A 15,715-nucleotide genomic window follows, 5' to 3' on the forward strand; every position below is an offset into this window, starting at 1 on the left:
GCTCCCCTCATTCCATCAAATACAGATGCGCGTCATCTACTCATCACTTTAATGACACGCGCTTTAAGGATGGAAACCATTCATTCTTAACGCTTTAAGATAAGAAATACTGTAGCATTTCAGACAATTACATTCACTTAATATTTTATCATCATTTTTATGCATATTTAAATGTGATGCACCATTAAATATAGTTCTATCCACTATCAATCCAAAGCGAGAGGAAAGCCGATCTAATTCGTAGATGAAACTTACATTGAGATAGACTTCCTCAACTTTGAACATGTATAAAGCTCTAAATCTTTAACGGTCATCGAAATCTTCGTGCTCTTTACGATAATTCTCTAAACGGCGTTCTTCACGTACTTTCGCACGCTGTTTCAACTCTTCGAACGTATTGTGTTCACTTGAGCTCAAGAGAATATCGGCTTGACGAGGGCCATCCTTTCTACGGTACATAAACGCCCCTGTACGATAAGCTGCTCTTGAGATGAGATGTCCACCTACCGGAGAGGTTAGGTTGATAAAAATCAATGCTAGAATTAAACGAACACTGAGATAACCTTGTGTGGTCATAAAGTAAATTAAGACTCCGACAATCGTAAATAGTACAGATAACGTTGAACTCTTCGTAGCAGCGTGACTCCGCAAGAAGACGTCCTGAAACTTGATTAGCCCTATGGCACTGATGAGTGCGATGATGCTTCCTAAAAAGAGTAGTATAGCTGCAATGAGACTAATGATTTCGCTTATTTGAGGCATGGAAGACCTTCCCTCCTTCGATAAATCGCGAAATAGATACGGAACTCACAAAGGAAATAATCGCGATTAACAAGATGGAATCAAGGAATGAGAATGTACCATAGAGCACGCTAATGACACCGACGATACTCATAAGGATGGCACTTGCTGCATCAAAGGCAACAACGCGGTCGGCTGTTGTTGGCCCTTTAATTAATCTAAATAACGTAAGGAACAAGGCGATACCAAAGATCACTATCGCACTTGTAATAAAGAACGTTGTAATGTGTTCAATCATCGTGCCACCTCCAATATGAGATCTTCGTACTGACGTATGCTTTTCAATAATTTCGCTTTCTCTTCTTCAGAGACGTCTATCGCATGAATAAAGAACTTTTTCTTCTCATCAGAAATGCGAATGACGGTCGACCCTGGGGTAATAATGACGAGTATAGTAAGAAAGGCAATTTCCCAATCATTCTTCAGTGACGTTTCATATGTCACCATTCCCGGGTTCATATCACGCGTTTTAAACAAGATGTAATTAATAATAGATAGGCTTGAAGTCGTGAGTTGATAGAGATATACAGCTAAGAATTTAATCGCGACCCAGACCTTTTTCAGATAAAATTCTTGTCCGAAGAAACGGTGAAGAATATAAATCACAATCACACCGATTAAGTAACCCGCAAAGAAAGTAGAGAACTTAAAGGACTCTTCATCTTGGAATAAGACCCAAAGAAAAGCAATGATTACATTTAGGACGACTTGTCTCATCTCTTATGCGCCTCCTTTAATAAATGCGGGTTCACTAACTTCGTATAATTATCCGGATTCATATTCATCTTCGTCGCTTGGTCAGTCACTTTGAATAATAGCGGTGCTGCGAGTCCCATAACGAGTACAACCGTCGTTAATATGCCAATCAGCCACTTACGGTAACCTTGAAGTGGATTAAACTCTACACGCTCTCCTTCCGCTGAATGACCTGAATACATCTTGAAGTAAATTCGGAAGAGACTATACATGGCGAGTAAGCTCGTAATAACCATGAGCGCTAAACCAATATAGTTCCCATTTTCAATCGCTCCCTTAAAGATATAAATCTTACCAGGAAAGCCACTGAAAGGCGGTACGCCACCAATCGCAAAGATCATAATTATGAATGCTACACCGAAGAATGGCTCTCGCTTAGCTAGACCGTGAAGATAACTATAATGTTGGCGTCCACTCATATAAACGAGTGAACCGATAATAAAGAATAATAACGTCTTCACGACGATGTCATTTGCTAAATAGAAGATCGCCCCACTCACACCAGAGAACGTGTGACTGCCTAGACCTAGAATAATAAAGCCGATCGACAGAATAACTTGATACGCTGCGATCTTTTTAATATTCGTGTAAGCAAGTACACCGAAAGCGCCGATCAACATCGTGATACATGCCAAGACGACGAGCAGTTCGTGTGTAATCTCTGGATGGTCATTGAACATCAATGTAAAGAAGCGAATCAATGCATACGCCCCGACTTTAGTCATCAATGCCGCAAAGAGTGCTGCCAGCTCAGTGTTGAGTACGGAATAAGCTTTAGGCAACCACATGAAGAGCACTAATGCAGCTTTCGAACCAAAGGCCACGAGGAAGATGATAGCGATGATAACCACCGAACTGGCATCTTTCATATCATCTAATCGTTGGGCAACGAGTGCATAGTTCAACGTTCCTGTCAGCTTGTAAAGCAAGCCTATACCGAGTAACAGCAACCATGAACCGATGATGTTCAGCACGACGTAGATAATCGCTGCTTGTAACTGTTCAACAGATTGACCGAGTGTGACAAGCACGAATGACGCGAGTAACATTACCTCAAACATGACGTAGATGTTAAATAAATCTGCTGTTAAAAATGACCCGACGACGCCTGTTGTGAGAAAGAGAATGAAACTCGGTAAATAATATCGAATCGCACGTTTCTCAGCTCGACCGAAACCATAGGCGATGATTAACGTTACGACGAAACTAGACGTCGTCACCATCAGTAAGCTGAGCGTATCACCGACGAACTGAATACCAAACGGTGCTCTCCATCCACCGAAATCGAGCACTAAAGGACGTGTGCGCATCACATGGATGAGTAGATACACTGAGATTAACGTTGAAACACACATCGTACCGATAGATAGAATGCGTGATAACAGACTATTTTTACGTGTAAAAACTAAGATTAATGCGCAAATGACTGGAAGGAGTAGTGGCAAGATCAGTAAGTTATTCATCTGAGTTGTCACTCCCCTTTCTCAATACATCAATTTCGACTTCTTTCGTCACGCGGTAAGTACGGTAAACGAGTACGAGCAAGAACGCGGTCATACCGAAACCGATGACAATCGCTGTGAGTACGATGGCTTGAAGTAAGGGGTCAACGAAGTGCTGTGTCCCTTTACCAATCAAAGGTTCCGACATGTGACGACCATATTGCCCCATACTCATAATAATCAAGTTACCAGCGTGGGTATAAATTGAAATCCCTATAATAATACGTATTAAATTGACCGACAGTATCATGTAAGTACCGATGAAGATGAGGAAACCAATCACCATGAGTAAGATAATATTCATGAGCGACCACCACTCATCGATAACATGACTGTGACGACTACACCTACAACCGTCAATAAGACGCCCGCTTCAAACAATGTCACTGTCGTCAAATGAAGCTCACCCAACAATGGAACGTGGGCAGCAATTGACGTTTGATATAGGAATGGCTTGCCGAAGAAGATCGGTCCAATTGCCGTCGCTATTGAAAGAAGTGAACCGATAATCATAAAGATACGGAAGTCTATCGGCAACGAAACGAGTACTTGCTTCACATCAAAGGCTAAGAACATGAGCAAGAACGCGGAACTGAAGATTAAACCTCCGATGAAGCCACCGCCTGGGCTGTCATGTCCGGCTAAGAACAAGTAGAAACCAAACGTCAATAAGATGAAGACCACAATCTTCGTGACTGTGCGTAATACAACATCATTCTCTTTCATCTTGTCCCCTCCGATCCTTAAAGTTGAGTAATGTATAGATACCTAAACCAGTGATGATGAGCACCATACCTTCGAACAACGTATCAAATGCTCGGAAATCACCAAGAATAGCATTGACGATATTTTTACCACCTGTGAGCTCTTTCGCATCGTGATAGAATGTGGAAATCGTCGGCATGCTATCACCTTGTTGCGCGATGAAGACGAGTGTCACGACAACCACGGCCATGATCAGCGATACGATAATCTTCATTAACTCACGTCGCTTGTGTACACGCCCACGAGGAACGTTCGGTAAACGCGAGAAGCTCACGATAAAGAGAATCGTCGTAATCGTTTCAACTACGAGTTGTGTTAGTGCCAAATCTGGTGCTTTCATAAGGATAAAGAAGATTGTGACACAATAGCCGATGATTCCGTTGAGAATAACCATCGTGAGTCTTTGGCGAATAAACGTCAACGCAATACCTAAAGCAATGACCACGATGAGTGTAATGACTTCAAGCGGGCCGAAATCACTGACATGAATTTGATGTACTTTAGGGAATCCTGTTCTGAACAAGCCATAGCCAATCAATACTGCGAAGAAGAGTAATGTCCATACGATGTAATGATTCAAACGGTTGTTCATTAAACCTCGAATGCTATAGCCTGAATAACGCTCGAAACTGCGATACACACGTAAATATAAACGTGTAATGGATAAATCTTTACCTCGCTGTGCAAGTCCAATCCAATCAACTTTAAATACAGCGATGAGGCCTACAATAATAACAATCGCACTCATCAACAGCGATAAGTTAAAGCCGTGCCATTGAGAAATCGTTGGTGCCACTTCTTTGATTGCAGCCTTTCCAGAAATACCTTGTAAAGCTGGCACTAATACATAAGTTGTTAAAATGTTTGGCACGAAGAAAATGACCGGTAAACAAATCATCATGATGGTTGATGGCAAGGCAAACAAGAATGGTTCGTGCGGATTGCGAATAGGCAAGCGTTCATTATGATAACTGCCCCAGAAGACCTTTTTAACCATAAATAAAGAATAGATAAATGTGAAAATACTTGCTACGACACCAATCACAACAACGATCACCATTAATAGTGTGTTGAACTGCGGTAAGTCGTTCGCATTAAGTAAGCCTTCAAAGAACATCTCTTTACTCAAGAAACCATTCAGTAAAGGAACGCCGCCCATGGATAGTCCAGCTAGTAACATCACGACATGAGTTAACGGTAAGACTTTCCGTAAACCACTTAAGTTACGTATATCACGTGTACCAGTTTCATGGTCAATGAGTCCTACTCCCATGAACAATGCGCCTTTGTATAAGGCATGGTTAACGAGATGGAAGAGACCGGCAAACAGCACGATGACATAACTTTCCGTCAAACTATCATGCGGGTGTTGTGCATAACCTGCACCCAAGCCGACCATCGATACAATCATACCTAATTGACTAATCGTCGAATATGCCAATATCGCTTTAAGGTCATACTGTCGAATCGCATTCACCGAACCGAAGATCATCGTGATCAATCCGACAAATGTCACTGCATATATGTACGTATTGCTCAACCCTAATACCGGAATAAAGCGAAATAGCAAGAAGATACCTGCTTTAACCATCGTAGCTGAGTGGAGATATGCACTAACAGGTGTCGGCGCTTCCATCGCTTTCGGTAACCATACATGGAATGGAAATTGAGCCGATTTGGTAAAAGCACCAATCAATAACATGATGACGATTGGAATAAATAGTGGGTGTTGTGCGATTTCATGGCGTTGCGCCATAATTTCAGTGATCGTGTTCGTGCCCGTCACGCTATAAATCATAATAAAGCCTGTGAGGAGCGCTAACCCACCGAAGACCGTAATCATAAATGACGTTATCGCGCCAAATTGACTCGGCTGTCTGTCGTACCAATATGAGATAAGTAAAAATGAGGAGATGCTCGTAAGCTCCCAGAAGACGTACATGAGAATAGTGTTATTCGAATTCACTATTCCAAGCATACTCAACATGAATAGTAGCAAATAGATGTAAAAACGTGGAAGATGATCATGCTGCTTTGATAAATACTGTGTAGCGTAGAAAAATACTGCGACCCCTATGATTGAAATGAGTAAACTAAAGAATAAACTCAAACCGTCTAGTCGCAAATCAATATTCACATCAAACGCGTTGAGCCAAGGCAACTTGATGTGAAGAATATGCTGCTTGATCACAGAGGGTATCTGCCAGATGAAATAGACCGCAGAAACCACGGGCGCAATCAGAGCAATATGTCCTGCAAACTGGGCTAACTTTGGATGTGTTAATGTTCCCAGAACGAGTAACATGATTAGCAAGATAGCACAGAACAAATAGATTAAACTCATGCTAGCCCTTCCTTTCTATCTTTGGCTTATGGCTGAAGATTTAGAGCAATCGTCGTCGTACTCGCCTGTTTCGAGATACCGATAAACTTCATCGTTTCATAAGTCGTTTGATGCCCTAAATATTTCTGAATAATCGATATTGATATTCCCGATTGATAGGCATGATATGCAAATGTTTTACGTAAAGTTGTCAATCCGATATGACGCATGCCTAGTTTATCAGCTGCTGCATGAATGATACGGTACGCTTGTTGTCTCGACAACCCTTTATGAGTGCGGTTGGATTGGAATAAGAGTGCTTGTGAGTCAAGCCTCGTGTGATGTATGTAATTCGCTAACTCATCACGTAATTGTTCAGGCAGTATGATATGGATATGCGTCGCCAATCCTTCTACCCAATAGGTCTTCACATGCCCTTCAGCATCAAGCACCTCATCAACGTGCAAGTTTAATAGTTCCGCCAACTTCACACCTGTATGTATAGCAAATTTAAATAAGAGATAATCTCGCTCGGACTTCTCTCGCAAGACCTCGTACATAGCTTGAATCGCTTTCAAGTCTCTAATTGGATCCACTTGATTCATCTCAACCACCTCACTTTTTTCGTAAAATGTTTCTTATTCAATGATAAACGATAGTTGAGTAACATCAAAATATTTTGTTTTTATTTTCACAAAAATATTACCCTTTCACACGTTCCTCATCGATATATAGTGTGAAAGGAGGTGAGCACGATGAACAACATCATAGTTAGCCTTGTCAAAGTCACTCACAACGCAGACGGCAGAGCAGTTACATCACGACGTCGATTCACGAATCTCAACGGTAAAGCAACGAAGGAACAAATTAAACAATTTGCAACCATCATTGAACAATTAACCGGAGAACAATTCGATTCTATTGAATTGACAACTACTACAAATGTTTACTAAAGGAGGAACCATCATGACTGAAACATTAGAACTTATCTTTCACGACGTTGCCAACAAACAATGCAAATTCACGATTAATAATGTCTTACAAGACGTATCGGAAGCAGTAGCGAGAGATGCGATGCAGAAGTTACTTTCTCTAGACATCTTACGCCCAAGCAATAACGTGCCAACTAAGATTGGTAGCGCACAAATCGTGAGCAAGACCACACGTAATATCTTCACTGATAAGTAAGAATTAAAGTGAATAGAGGGTTTGGGGAGTGTTTCGCCCCCCTGCTCTCTCATTAAGAACGTAGTTAAAGCGAGGAACATGATCACAACTTAACACGGGGCCTACCGTACGAAATCTACGCAGACAGAGTATCTCCCTCGCATGACAACAAAGGCAGAACGACACGATTATCATTAACTCACCCATGATAAAAGTGCGTTCTGCCTTTTTATTATTTCTTGCTTATATTTAGCTACACTTTATAATAGTTCACACGTCTGACGCTCCCTATATAAATAGGGCTAGCTCAATCCTCCTACGACTGCGCCTTTCTCTCCTCTTGGCGCGGACGAATACGAACAGTGTCTCCGAAAAATATCTTTCTTTTACCCAACTTCTTACACAAAGCATAATGATCGAAGACTTCTTCTATTTGAGCTAAATTTTTATATGAACGTCGTGGATTCAACACATCTATGTACTGTTCTTTCTCTAGGTTGTGGTCAAGTCCAGCTCCGATGAAGAACGTTTCCTCATCAAGCAACCGTATAATTGATAATTTAGCCACTCTAATCATCACCTACTCTCGAACTTTCATCCCAACTCGATTGTCTTACTCTAGCTGTCTCATCCCTTAATTGATATATGATGTAACTGATAGCAGATGTACTCATCTCGTACGCTGACTTACCATCCATGCTTTTTACACATGTGCGACAAATGGAAGCACATAATAGAACACGCGCTTACTACTGAAATGCACGCTTCAACAGTAAGATCCAACACGCTTTTTCAAATATCTGTTTAATATCATATTATAAACCGCACGCCTTTGTATACGACTTTGCGCAATCCTCTGTCCCTTTCACTTTGAACGCCCCCTATAATTCTCCTCGCATTTTCTATATAATGGGTTTATCTTAACTAGAAAGCGTGATCACATGTTATTACTCATGGTACTAGGCGTAGCTGCAGGCATGGTCATCCCATTCCAAACTTCCATCAACTCACGATTAGGCGCTTATACCCACTCATCATTCTACGCATCAACGATTTCATTCTTCGTGGGTTCACTTTGTCTGATTATCATCAACGCCTGCATCAATCCACATATGCTGACACCTTCCTATCTCCTAAACCAGGACTTTAATTTCTACTGGTTTACAGGTGGACTTCTAGGTGTCATCTTTTTAACCGGAAACCTATTGTTGTTACCCCGTCTTGGTGCCTCACTCACCGTAGTGATGTCAGTAAGCGGACAGATTATCATGGGTGTCATCATCGATACATTCGGCTGGTTCGGTGCGCGTACAGAACCTTTCACTTTCTTAAAGTTCATTGGCATTCTGTGTCTCATTCTAGGCATCTTACTCATGAATTATGTACGCAATCGAACACATCAGCATTCTAGACCCCTATCTTTCTATGTCTGGCTAACGATAGGTTTTGTCTTCGGCTTCTGTCCACCACTTCAGACGACGATTAACAGCACATTGGGTCAGCAAGTCCACTCGTCATTTCTCGCATCATTGATATCTTTCACTACAGGTACGCTTGCACTCTTTATCCTGACACTCATCTTCCATCGCAGTTTAAAAGTGCACAAACAACACGCACAACATGGGCGACTCCGTCCGTTCTATTTCATTGGTGGCTTTCTCGGGATGATTTTCGTTACGATGAATATTATCTTAATGCCTCATCTTGGTGCAGCTGTGACGACTATTGTTGGCATGCTAGGTCAAATGTTAATGGGTGTCATTATCGATCAATTCGGTTTACTGGGCACACCACGCAACACAATTACCGTACGCAAGGTGTTAGGTCTCATTGCCATCATGATTGGCATTATACTTCTTCGTCTTTTTTAAAATGTTCATGGGCCCATCATCGATCTTGCTCTAAAATTCTCTTTTTGAGGGACTTTTAGAGCGTTTTTTGATTTTTGTAAAAATGTTATATAATTCAATAGAAAATCAATGACAAAGGAATAAGTTTTAGTATATACTAAGTTCACTACATCAAAAGAGGTGACCTCATGTCCAAGAAAATCATCATTACCACGGTAAGTCTCATTCTTGTTACTCTACTCGGCGTGGGCATTTATGGCCTCGTCGCCAACCAACCGACATCTGCACAAACCCCTGTTGAAACGATAACAATTCAGCACTCGCCGCCTATCTCAGTCAATGGTCGACAAGAACCGACTGATAGCACCACGCTCAAATACGACGCCACGAAAGGCCACATTCATGATTGGTTCGTCACTAATAATAGTTCTGTGAAAGCAGGTGACAAATTATTTGAGTATTACAACCCTGCCATAGAACAACAAATCACACATAAGCAACGCCAACTTTCTACGCTCGTGCACATGCCGAAACCCACGAAGGAAAGTAAAGCAACAAGCGACACGCTACAAGCTGAAATCGACGAATTACAAACACATTTACGCACGCAAATCGTCGCCCCCATCAGTGGTAAGCTCACTCTCACGAATGAACACCCTTCTAAAGCCGGTGAACCTATCCTTTCGATTTATTCAGAACATAAAGTAATCAAACTCGCACTTAACGAAGAAGAACTACCACTCATTAAAGAACAGCAAACTTTAACGATTCACGATCAGCAACACCAAACTTTCAAGAGTAAAGTTCAGCAAGTTAATGCCTTCCCTCAGAACTATCAATCTAAAGCTCGTACCTCTACCTACGAAGTCCAACTTTCGACTAAAGCACGTTATCCCGTTGGTACGCACTTCAGTATAGAAATTCCGAGACAAACGATTCAGATCCCTAATTCTGCTTTATATAAAAAGGATTCCGTACTCGTAAAAAGAAACAATCGCTTCATTGAACGCAAAATTAAATATTACAAAACTGTAAAACAGAACGAAATTATTGTTACAGAAGGTTTAAATATTAATGAAAAGATAGCCAAAAACACTAAAGATGTAGCATAATAAATTAAAAGGTGTTCTTTTAGTTTATTTTTCTTTTAAATTTAGGTCTTCCTTGTTTCTTATTTATCAAGTAATGAGCGAAAATAAGATTTAAAAATAATAATTCTTCTCAATTGTTGCTTTGTTTAAAAATGAATATAACGGGAAAAATCTATTGTATTTCACATAGACCTTTTTGTTTACTTTCTAAATTTATTTAGTTATAATAAATTAAATAATAGCGTAGGTAATATATGTCTTTAATATTATCTATACCCATACCATGGGTGTCATTTTGCAAATAATATTTAAACAGAGATAGATACGATTGCAAAGTGATGAACACTTTACACACCGAATGGGCAGGCAAATGAGGAGGAATCAACATGGCAGTTAGTAAAATTAACGATTGTTTTGAACTTTTAGCGATGGTAACATACGCAGACAGATTGAAAGGTATTATTAAACGAGAGTTTTCAGTAAGTTTCGAAGAATTTGCTGTATTAACTTACATCAGTGAGCACGAAAGTGATGAATACTATCTTAAAGATATTATTAATCATTTAAACTACAAACAACCACAAGTAGTTAAAGCTGTTAAAAATCTTGCTCAAGAAGATTACTTCGACAAGAAACGTAACGAGCACGACGAAAGAACAGTGCTTATCTTAGTCAACGCAAAACAACGAGAAAAAACGAACGAATTATTAACACGCGTTAACAATCGTATTAAAGAAGCTAACGATCAAAACGAAGTCTAATTCGATTCATTATACATGACTACCACTAGCATGTTCTCGTTGAACGTGCTAGTGGTTTTTTATGATTTCAAACCACTCTGAAACCTTTTTATCAACACAAAAAGAGTAGAACAGAAATCGATATGATTTCGTCGCCCTACCCTTATAAAAGTAATCTCACTTGGCCGTTACTGTAATATCAGCCCTAACGGAATCGCGTCTCTACGGCACCTACCGCTTCGCAATACCATACACACCTATTTAATTTATTTTCGTGAAGAAACACGAATCGTATAGTAAATAATAACGATGAGCAATAATATCCAAATGACAATTGAAATAAACTGTGCAATGGGTGCACTTTGAATCATCGCATCAATCGTCTTCTGACAAAGTAATAAGCCTAAACCAGTAAACTCGAGTCGTTTGTAATAAACACCAAAGATACTGAATAGAATACCAATAAAGAAGACAAATTGATGACCATATTTCGTAATAACATAGATGTTCATATCTAAATGAAAGGCATGTAATATAATGAGCGCTAGCGCTACTATGCCTATCAAGATGCCGATATACCTTTCAACCTTGTTGCTATAGAGGTAATTCTTCCTAATAATGCTCGCATAAATCGCAATAGACAACGGCAACACAATGACACAGTAGAAGATAGTGATGCCAGATGCAGCTTGGAATGGAACATATTGCTTATCGTATAAAAAGGATATCAATACAAAGTTCACGATAAAGAAGATGACTGGGTTGAGTTGTAACGTAAATAAATTACGCTGAATCACCAAGATAATTTCAGCTGGTGACTTTCCACGATATTCAATATAATCTTTATCTACAGCTTCTGATTTTTTAAAATCTCGCTTGATTTTCATTTTAATATCATCAATGAGATTGGGTGACAAACCCTTATGTGTAAAGTAATCATTGATATTTTCAACTAATACCTTATCATTAACTCGCATAGTTTACTCCTTCAAATCACATTATTCCATGTTGTTGAACGTCGGTGTTAAATAAACAAAGCATTAACCCCATTGTAACACTTCATATACTGCCGTGATATAGTTAACGCTTAACTCTGCCAATTGGAACTTATTATTCGTTTTCATACCTCATTCTCTAACCTGTGTTCTTCATATCAAGTTGTTATTGATGCTGAGTACATGAAAAAGTCGAAACGACTCATATCTTCGTATGAGCCGTTCCGACTTGCAAATTATCTATTCTAATTACCTTATAGGAAGATTCTTAACGACTAATTTTCAACTTAACTATTCTCCAATATCGATTCGATAAAGTTTGATATTTTTATCATCTGGTGATTGTGAACTAAATTGATAAGAAGCACGATCATCTTGGATATAACCAAAGTTACCTGTCACGCTATTGTAATGCTCGCGTGCAACAGCATCATCGCTGAGTTGTTTCTTAACATCCTTGTAAGATGGACCATCTGTGTCGTTGTAACTCATTGAAACGCGTGTGATGTGTCCTTTGTCTTTCTTACCATCTGTAGTCACAACTAATTTACCATTATCTTTATGGAATTCATAAATATGTTCTTTACCATCTGCACTAGTTGAATAAACGGGATTCTTGTTCTCTTTAAGCACTGTTTGAATTGAGTCTCCTAAAGTGGCACCCTCAAGCGTCGTGTCACCTTGCTCAATTTGTTTCACACTATCCATCGAGTTTCCTGTCGCTGCACTTGCAGAATCAGACGCGATAGGTGAAATCGCTAATCCAGTAACTAATGTTGCTGCAATTAATTTCTTCATAAGCACTCTCCTTTATTAGAACAATGATCTCTGTGCTTATTTTGATTATACAACAAATATTACTAAATTAACAGTGATATTACATTTAGATTACAATAGATTTTAATATCCTTTGGATTTATTACCGAAAGATTATATTAAAAAATGGGAGAAACACAGGAACCATTGATTCCATAGTGTTCTCCCACTAACTTATCTAGTGATAGTAATTGCGAAGACTATTTCTATGTTTTTGTTCTTTGCTTATTCTATGCTCATTTTCCTTAGCGTGCGCCTTCAGGTTCATGCGCTTTAATGAAATCTACAGCTACTTTTAAAAATTGTGTTCTTTCTTCAGCGAAAGGATAAAGACCCGATTTCTCAAACACTTTAAATTGCGCATGCGGCACGTAATCAGCGACTTCTTTCGCTTCTACAATCGTCGTACGCTCTCCATGTTGTCCTGCAGTAATCAGTGTAGGAACTTTAATTTCACCTAAATAGTGACGAATATTGGTATTGATAAATGAATCGCGTACCGCTTGATTTTCATTATCTGTGTTAAGACTATTCGTTTCACTAATTTGTTTGAGGAATTTCTTTCCTTCTCTTTTAGAATAATACAAGTGTTTATCTAAAAATTTCTCTTGTTTTTCTTCATCCCAATTACGGATTTTGTGTGCATAGTGTTCATAAAGACGATCTGCTGGCAAGCTATCTTCTAAGATTGTTGGGTTAACTAAATTAAGCGACGTTACCATATCAGGATATTGTGCTGCAAATGCCACTGCTACTGAAGCGCCAAGCTCATGACCGATAACAGCACAATCATCTATATACAATTTATCCAAGAGTTGTTTGATATCTGAAGCATAATCTTCAAATTGGATAGATGTCAGTTTATCTGAGTAACCGTGACCACGTAAATCTAAGAGTACAACTTGATAATCTCTACTCAATGCTTTTTCCAACTCAGTAAAGACTGAGAAATTATCGAAGGCTGTATGTAATAATAAGATGGCATCGCCCTCTCCAGTTGTTCTATAGTTTAATGTCACATCGTCTTTCGTCTTCATTAAATTCATGCGTCAATCATCCTTTCTGTTCTTCGTCTAAAGGTAATATTTGTAATAGTTCTTCAAGCGTCGTTATCGTGTAGTCTACTTCTTCAGGTAAAGGCTCTAATTCAGCATCTTCTTCCTTGAACCAGACACTAACCATGCCCATCGCACGCGCGGGGGCTACGTCATTAAGTGCGTCATCACCGACATACATCGTTTCCTCAGGCTTCGTATCTAGTTGTTCTAACATATCCTCAAATATTCTCGGATGTGGCTTGCGATAACCTACAGTTTGCGAAGTCGAGAGGTAATTGATGACATGTTCAATCCCTAGGGCATGGAGTCGATAGGCTTTGATCTTAGATTTGCCGTTCGCAATGACCCCCGTTAAATAGCCTTTTTCAGCTAACCGTTCAAGCGTGTATAACGTATCGTAGTACGGAAACACATAGCGGTAAAAGTGCATCTCGAAATCGTGAAATAGATCTTTCCAACTCAAGCGATCGATGTGGAAATCTTTAATAATTGCTTTGTATAATTCAGGTTTGTCGTGATCTTCATCATCGTCGAGCTCTATAAATTTATTTTTAAAATCAGCAAGCTGAACACGAACTAAATAATCGTGAAAACGCTCGTATTGTTCTTCGATAAATTTATCGCGTGATTTACGACGGTCTAATAATGTGCCTTCCAAATCGAAGACGACCGCTTTAATTCGTGATAAGTCCATCTGACTCAACCACCTTCTGTTCTATTCATCTCGTCCGTTATTTACTGCGTCTTAACTATAACATGATTCTTATGTATACGGATTAAATTATACTAAGAATCTCGATAGAAAGATACAAGCGTCTTCTTTCTATATCATTCTCCTTTAATGCGTCCCTTAAACGTGCGAGTTGGTATATTTGTGCTCTGATATTAACAAAAAGAACAGGACTGGAATACTAAAGAGTGCGAGAACGATACTCGCTGGTATTTGGATCGGGTAAATGACAGTGGTACCTAACCAATCGGCTAACACCATGACGCTCGCCCCGATAAGACAGTTTAATATCATCTGCGTACCTAACTGACTAGTACGATAAATACGGCGAACTAATTGAGGAATAACCATACCGATAAAGCCGATAATACCTACGTAAGCGACGATAATCGCTGTAATCACTGAGGCGATGATAAGTGCAACGTAAGTTACTGTTTGATATCGCAAGCCTAGAGAGACAGCTTGTCGTTCGTCTAATTGTAAAAGCTTAAGTTGGGGCAGCATGATAAAGAGAATCATCAATCCTATGACTAGCGCAGATGCGATATAACTCATCTTCGTATACTCTGCAGCAGAGAAACCACCAAACATGTAGTTAACGATGCTATTCATCTTGCGTTGGTTCAAGACGATAATCACATAGAGAAAGGCATTGAATAAGGCACCAATCATAATCCCAGAGAGTATCAACGTACGAATCGGATGACCGCGAGACATGAGACGCGTCATTAAGAGTACGAGTGCAAGTGTAATTAAACTAAATAGGATGGATGATACTGGTATCAACAGGAAACTCAAACCAAGCGCCACAGCCACACCAGAGCCAAATGTCGCACCACTAGCCAACCCTAAGGTGAAACTATCCGCTAGTGGGTTGTTTAACAACGTCTGAAAGATGAGCCCTGCAAGCGTCAGACCTGCACCTGCTAAGGCCGCTTCCGACACTTTAGGAATCCGCACTTGAAACAGAATAGATTGCGAGAGTTGTTCATGTAAGTTGCCAATATCCCAGAGTAAGCCGAGACTCATACTAACGATTAAGACGATGAGCCATATAAGAACTGATTTCGCTTGTGACATAGTGCGTGATTGCACCTCCTCATTAGTGAGAGTATATCAAG

At 39.7% G+C, this 15,715-nt stretch carries 19 protein-coding genes; 5 read left to right on the forward strand and 14 right to left on the reverse strand.

What is annotated here, in order from left to right; translation table 11 throughout:
- Positions 1-303: 303 nt before the first annotated feature.
- From HMPREF2802_RS07070 to HMPREF2802_RS07105, 8 genes are read right to left on the reverse strand one after another with little or no spacing between them, the layout of a single operon-like run.
- Positions 304-762: a Na+/H+ antiporter subunit G gene (locus HMPREF2802_RS07070; protein ID WP_070503283.1), complete on the reverse strand. Its 459-nt coding sequence runs from the start codon at positions 760-762 to the stop codon at positions 304-306.
- On the reverse strand, positions 737-1,039 hold the full coding sequence (gene mnhF2, locus HMPREF2802_RS07075; protein ID WP_070503285.1) for a Na+/H+ antiporter Mnh2 subunit F: 303 nt from the start codon (positions 1,037-1,039) through the stop codon (positions 737-739). The genes HMPREF2802_RS07070 and mnhF2 overlap by 26 nt, the downstream gene beginning before the upstream one ends.
- Entirely contained in the window at positions 1,036-1,518 is a 483-nt protein-coding gene (gene mnhE2, locus HMPREF2802_RS07080) for a Na+/H+ antiporter Mnh2 subunit E (RefSeq protein WP_002472570.1), read from the reverse strand. Before mnhE2 ends, mnhF2 begins: the two co-directional genes overlap by 4 nt.
- The gene (mnhD2, locus tag HMPREF2802_RS07085) at positions 1,515-3,020 is read right to left on the reverse strand and encodes a Na+/H+ antiporter Mnh2 subunit D (protein ID WP_070503287.1); all 1,506 of its coding nucleotides are present in this window, start codon (positions 3,018-3,020) and stop codon (positions 1,515-1,517) included. Before mnhD2 ends, mnhE2 begins: the two co-directional genes overlap by 4 nt.
- Positions 3,013-3,363, reverse strand: coding sequence for a Na+/H+ antiporter Mnh2 subunit C (gene mnhC2, locus HMPREF2802_RS07090; RefSeq protein ID WP_070503289.1), 351 nt, complete (start codon positions 3,361-3,363; stop codon positions 3,013-3,015). The genes mnhD2 and mnhC2 overlap by 8 nt, the downstream gene beginning before the upstream one ends.
- Positions 3,360-3,785 carry a Na+/H+ antiporter Mnh2 subunit B gene (mnhB2, locus tag HMPREF2802_RS07095; protein ID WP_002472610.1) on the reverse strand — a complete coding sequence of 142 codons (426 nt, stop codon included), beginning with the start codon at positions 3,783-3,785 and terminating at the stop codon, positions 3,360-3,362. The genes mnhC2 and mnhB2 overlap by 4 nt, the downstream gene beginning before the upstream one ends.
- Positions 3,772-6,168, reverse strand: coding sequence for a DUF4040 family protein (locus HMPREF2802_RS07100; protein ID WP_070503291.1), 2,397 nt, complete (start codon positions 6,166-6,168; stop codon positions 3,772-3,774). The genes mnhB2 and HMPREF2802_RS07100 overlap by 14 nt, the downstream gene beginning before the upstream one ends.
- Before the next feature lie 26 nt (positions 6,169-6,194).
- Complete coding sequence (locus HMPREF2802_RS07105; RefSeq protein ID WP_049409666.1) at positions 6,195-6,752, reverse strand: tyrosine-type recombinase/integrase; 558 nt, start codon at positions 6,750-6,752, stop codon at positions 6,195-6,197.
- A 150-nt stretch (positions 6,753-6,902) separates the two neighbouring features.
- Here HMPREF2802_RS07105 and HMPREF2802_RS07110 point away from each other — a divergent pair, with 150 nt between their 5' ends.
- Together HMPREF2802_RS07110 and HMPREF2802_RS07115 are read left to right on the forward strand one after the other, a co-directional pair.
- Entirely contained in the window at positions 6,903-7,100 is a 198-nt protein-coding gene (locus HMPREF2802_RS07110; RefSeq protein WP_083307606.1) for a sigS mRNA-stabilizing protein SroA, read from the forward strand.
- Between the two features lie 13 nt (positions 7,101-7,113).
- Positions 7,114-7,335, forward strand: a complete 222-nt coding sequence (locus HMPREF2802_RS07115) for a DUF2922 domain-containing protein (protein ID WP_002472591.1) — start codon at positions 7,114-7,116, stop codon at positions 7,333-7,335.
- Positions 7,336-7,630: 295 nt separating this feature from the next.
- Here HMPREF2802_RS07115 and HMPREF2802_RS07120 read toward each other — a convergent pair whose 3' ends face one another.
- Entirely contained in the window at positions 7,631-7,882 is a 252-nt protein-coding gene (locus HMPREF2802_RS07120) for a hypothetical protein (RefSeq protein ID WP_049409660.1), read from the reverse strand.
- Positions 7,883-8,255: 373 nt separating this feature from the next.
- Between HMPREF2802_RS07120 and HMPREF2802_RS07125 the strand changes: the two genes are divergently transcribed.
- The 3 genes from HMPREF2802_RS07125 to sarA all read left to right on the forward strand — a co-directional run bounded on the left by HMPREF2802_RS07125 (position 8,256) and on the right by sarA (position 11,016).
- Positions 8,256-9,185 (forward strand): DMT family transporter, encoded by a 930-nt coding sequence (locus HMPREF2802_RS07125; RefSeq protein ID WP_002472592.1) that lies wholly within the window; start codon positions 8,256-8,258, stop codon positions 9,183-9,185.
- A 167-nt stretch (positions 9,186-9,352) separates the two neighbouring features.
- A complete protein-coding gene (locus HMPREF2802_RS07130) occupies positions 9,353-10,276 on the forward strand; it encodes an efflux RND transporter periplasmic adaptor subunit (protein WP_070503295.1) in 924 nt (307 codons plus the stop codon).
- 365 nt (positions 10,277-10,641) lie between these two features.
- A complete protein-coding gene (gene sarA, locus HMPREF2802_RS07135) occupies positions 10,642-11,016 on the forward strand; it encodes a global transcriptional regulator SarA (RefSeq protein WP_002472551.1) in 375 nt (124 codons plus the stop codon).
- A gap of 245 nt (positions 11,017-11,261) precedes the next feature.
- Here sarA and HMPREF2802_RS07140 read toward each other — a convergent pair whose 3' ends face one another.
- The 5 genes from HMPREF2802_RS07140 to HMPREF2802_RS07160 all read right to left on the reverse strand — a co-directional run bounded on the left by HMPREF2802_RS07140 (position 11,262) and on the right by HMPREF2802_RS07160 (position 15,674).
- Entirely contained in the window at positions 11,262-11,972 is a 711-nt protein-coding gene (locus HMPREF2802_RS07140; RefSeq protein WP_049409656.1) for a hypothetical protein, read from the reverse strand.
- Between the two features lie 309 nt (positions 11,973-12,281).
- On the reverse strand, positions 12,282-12,788 hold the full coding sequence (locus HMPREF2802_RS07145) for an SA0570 family protein (RefSeq protein ID WP_070503297.1): 507 nt from the start codon (positions 12,786-12,788) through the stop codon (positions 12,282-12,284).
- 263 nt (positions 12,789-13,051) lie between these two features.
- Positions 13,052-13,852, reverse strand: a complete 801-nt coding sequence (locus HMPREF2802_RS07150) for an alpha/beta fold hydrolase (RefSeq protein WP_070503299.1) — start codon at positions 13,850-13,852, stop codon at positions 13,052-13,054.
- A 7-nt stretch (positions 13,853-13,859) separates the two neighbouring features.
- On the reverse strand, positions 13,860-14,558 hold the full coding sequence (locus HMPREF2802_RS07155; RefSeq protein WP_002472509.1) for an HAD family hydrolase: 699 nt from the start codon (positions 14,556-14,558) through the stop codon (positions 13,860-13,862).
- A gap of 156 nt (positions 14,559-14,714) precedes the next feature.
- On the reverse strand, positions 14,715-15,674 hold the full coding sequence (locus HMPREF2802_RS07160) for a FecCD family ABC transporter permease (RefSeq protein WP_070503301.1): 960 nt from the start codon (positions 15,672-15,674) through the stop codon (positions 14,715-14,717).
- Positions 15,675-15,715: the final 41 nt, after the last annotated feature.

Source organism: Staphylococcus sp. HMSC071G07, from assembly GCF_001811435.1.
Classification (GTDB): domain Bacteria; phylum Bacillota; class Bacilli; order Staphylococcales; family Staphylococcaceae; genus Staphylococcus; species Staphylococcus pettenkoferi.

Bases quoted from the DNA above. Each gene is read 5' to 3' on its own strand.
- HMPREF2802_RS07070 (WP_070503283.1), bottom strand. From the start codon at position 762: ATGCCTCAAATAAGCGAAATCATTAGTCTCATTGCAGCTATACTACTC.
- mnhF2 (WP_070503285.1), bottom strand. From the start codon at position 1,039: ATGATTGAACACATTACAACGTTCTTTATTACAAGTGCGATAGTGATC.
- mnhE2 (WP_002472570.1), bottom strand. From the start codon at position 1,518: ATGAGACAAGTCGTCCTAAATGTAATCATTGCTTTTCTTTGGGTCTTA.
- mnhD2 (WP_070503287.1), bottom strand. From the start codon at position 3,020: ATGAATAACTTACTGATCTTGCCACTACTCCTTCCAGTCATTTGCGCA.
- mnhC2 (WP_070503289.1), bottom strand. From the start codon at position 3,363: ATGAATATTATCTTACTCATGGTGATTGGTTTCCTCATCTTCATCGGT.
- mnhB2 (WP_002472610.1), bottom strand. From the start codon at position 3,785: ATGAAAGAGAATGATGTTGTATTACGCACAGTCACGAAGATTGTGGTC.
- HMPREF2802_RS07100 (WP_070503291.1), bottom strand. From the start codon at position 6,168: ATGAGTTTAATCTATTTGTTCTGTGCTATCTTGCTAATCATGTTACTC.
- HMPREF2802_RS07105 (WP_049409666.1), bottom strand. From the start codon at position 6,752: ATGAATCAAGTGGATCCAATTAGAGACTTGAAAGCGATTCAAGCTATG.
- HMPREF2802_RS07110 (WP_083307606.1), top strand. From the start codon at position 6,903: ATGAACAACATCATAGTTAGCCTTGTCAAAGTCACTCACAACGCAGAC.
- HMPREF2802_RS07115 (WP_002472591.1), top strand. From the start codon at position 7,114: ATGACTGAAACATTAGAACTTATCTTTCACGACGTTGCCAACAAACAA.
- HMPREF2802_RS07125 (WP_002472592.1), top strand. From the start codon at position 8,256: ATGTTATTACTCATGGTACTAGGCGTAGCTGCAGGCATGGTCATCCCA.
- HMPREF2802_RS07130 (WP_070503295.1), top strand. From the start codon at position 9,353: ATGTCCAAGAAAATCATCATTACCACGGTAAGTCTCATTCTTGTTACT.
- sarA (WP_002472551.1), top strand. From the start codon at position 10,642: ATGGCAGTTAGTAAAATTAACGATTGTTTTGAACTTTTAGCGATGGTA.
- HMPREF2802_RS07140 (WP_049409656.1), bottom strand. From the start codon at position 11,972: ATGCGAGTTAATGATAAGGTATTAGTTGAAAATATCAATGATTACTTT.
- HMPREF2802_RS07145 (WP_070503297.1), bottom strand. From the start codon at position 12,788: ATGAAGAAATTAATTGCAGCAACATTAGTTACTGGATTAGCGATTTCA.
- HMPREF2802_RS07150 (WP_070503299.1), bottom strand. From the start codon at position 13,852: ATGAATTTAATGAAGACGAAAGACGATGTGACATTAAACTATAGAACA.
- HMPREF2802_RS07155 (WP_002472509.1), bottom strand. From the start codon at position 14,558: ATGGACTTATCACGAATTAAAGCGGTCGTCTTCGATTTGGAAGGCACA.
- HMPREF2802_RS07160 (WP_070503301.1), bottom strand. From the start codon at position 15,674: ATGTCACAAGCGAAATCAGTTCTTATATGGCTCATCGTCTTAATCGTT.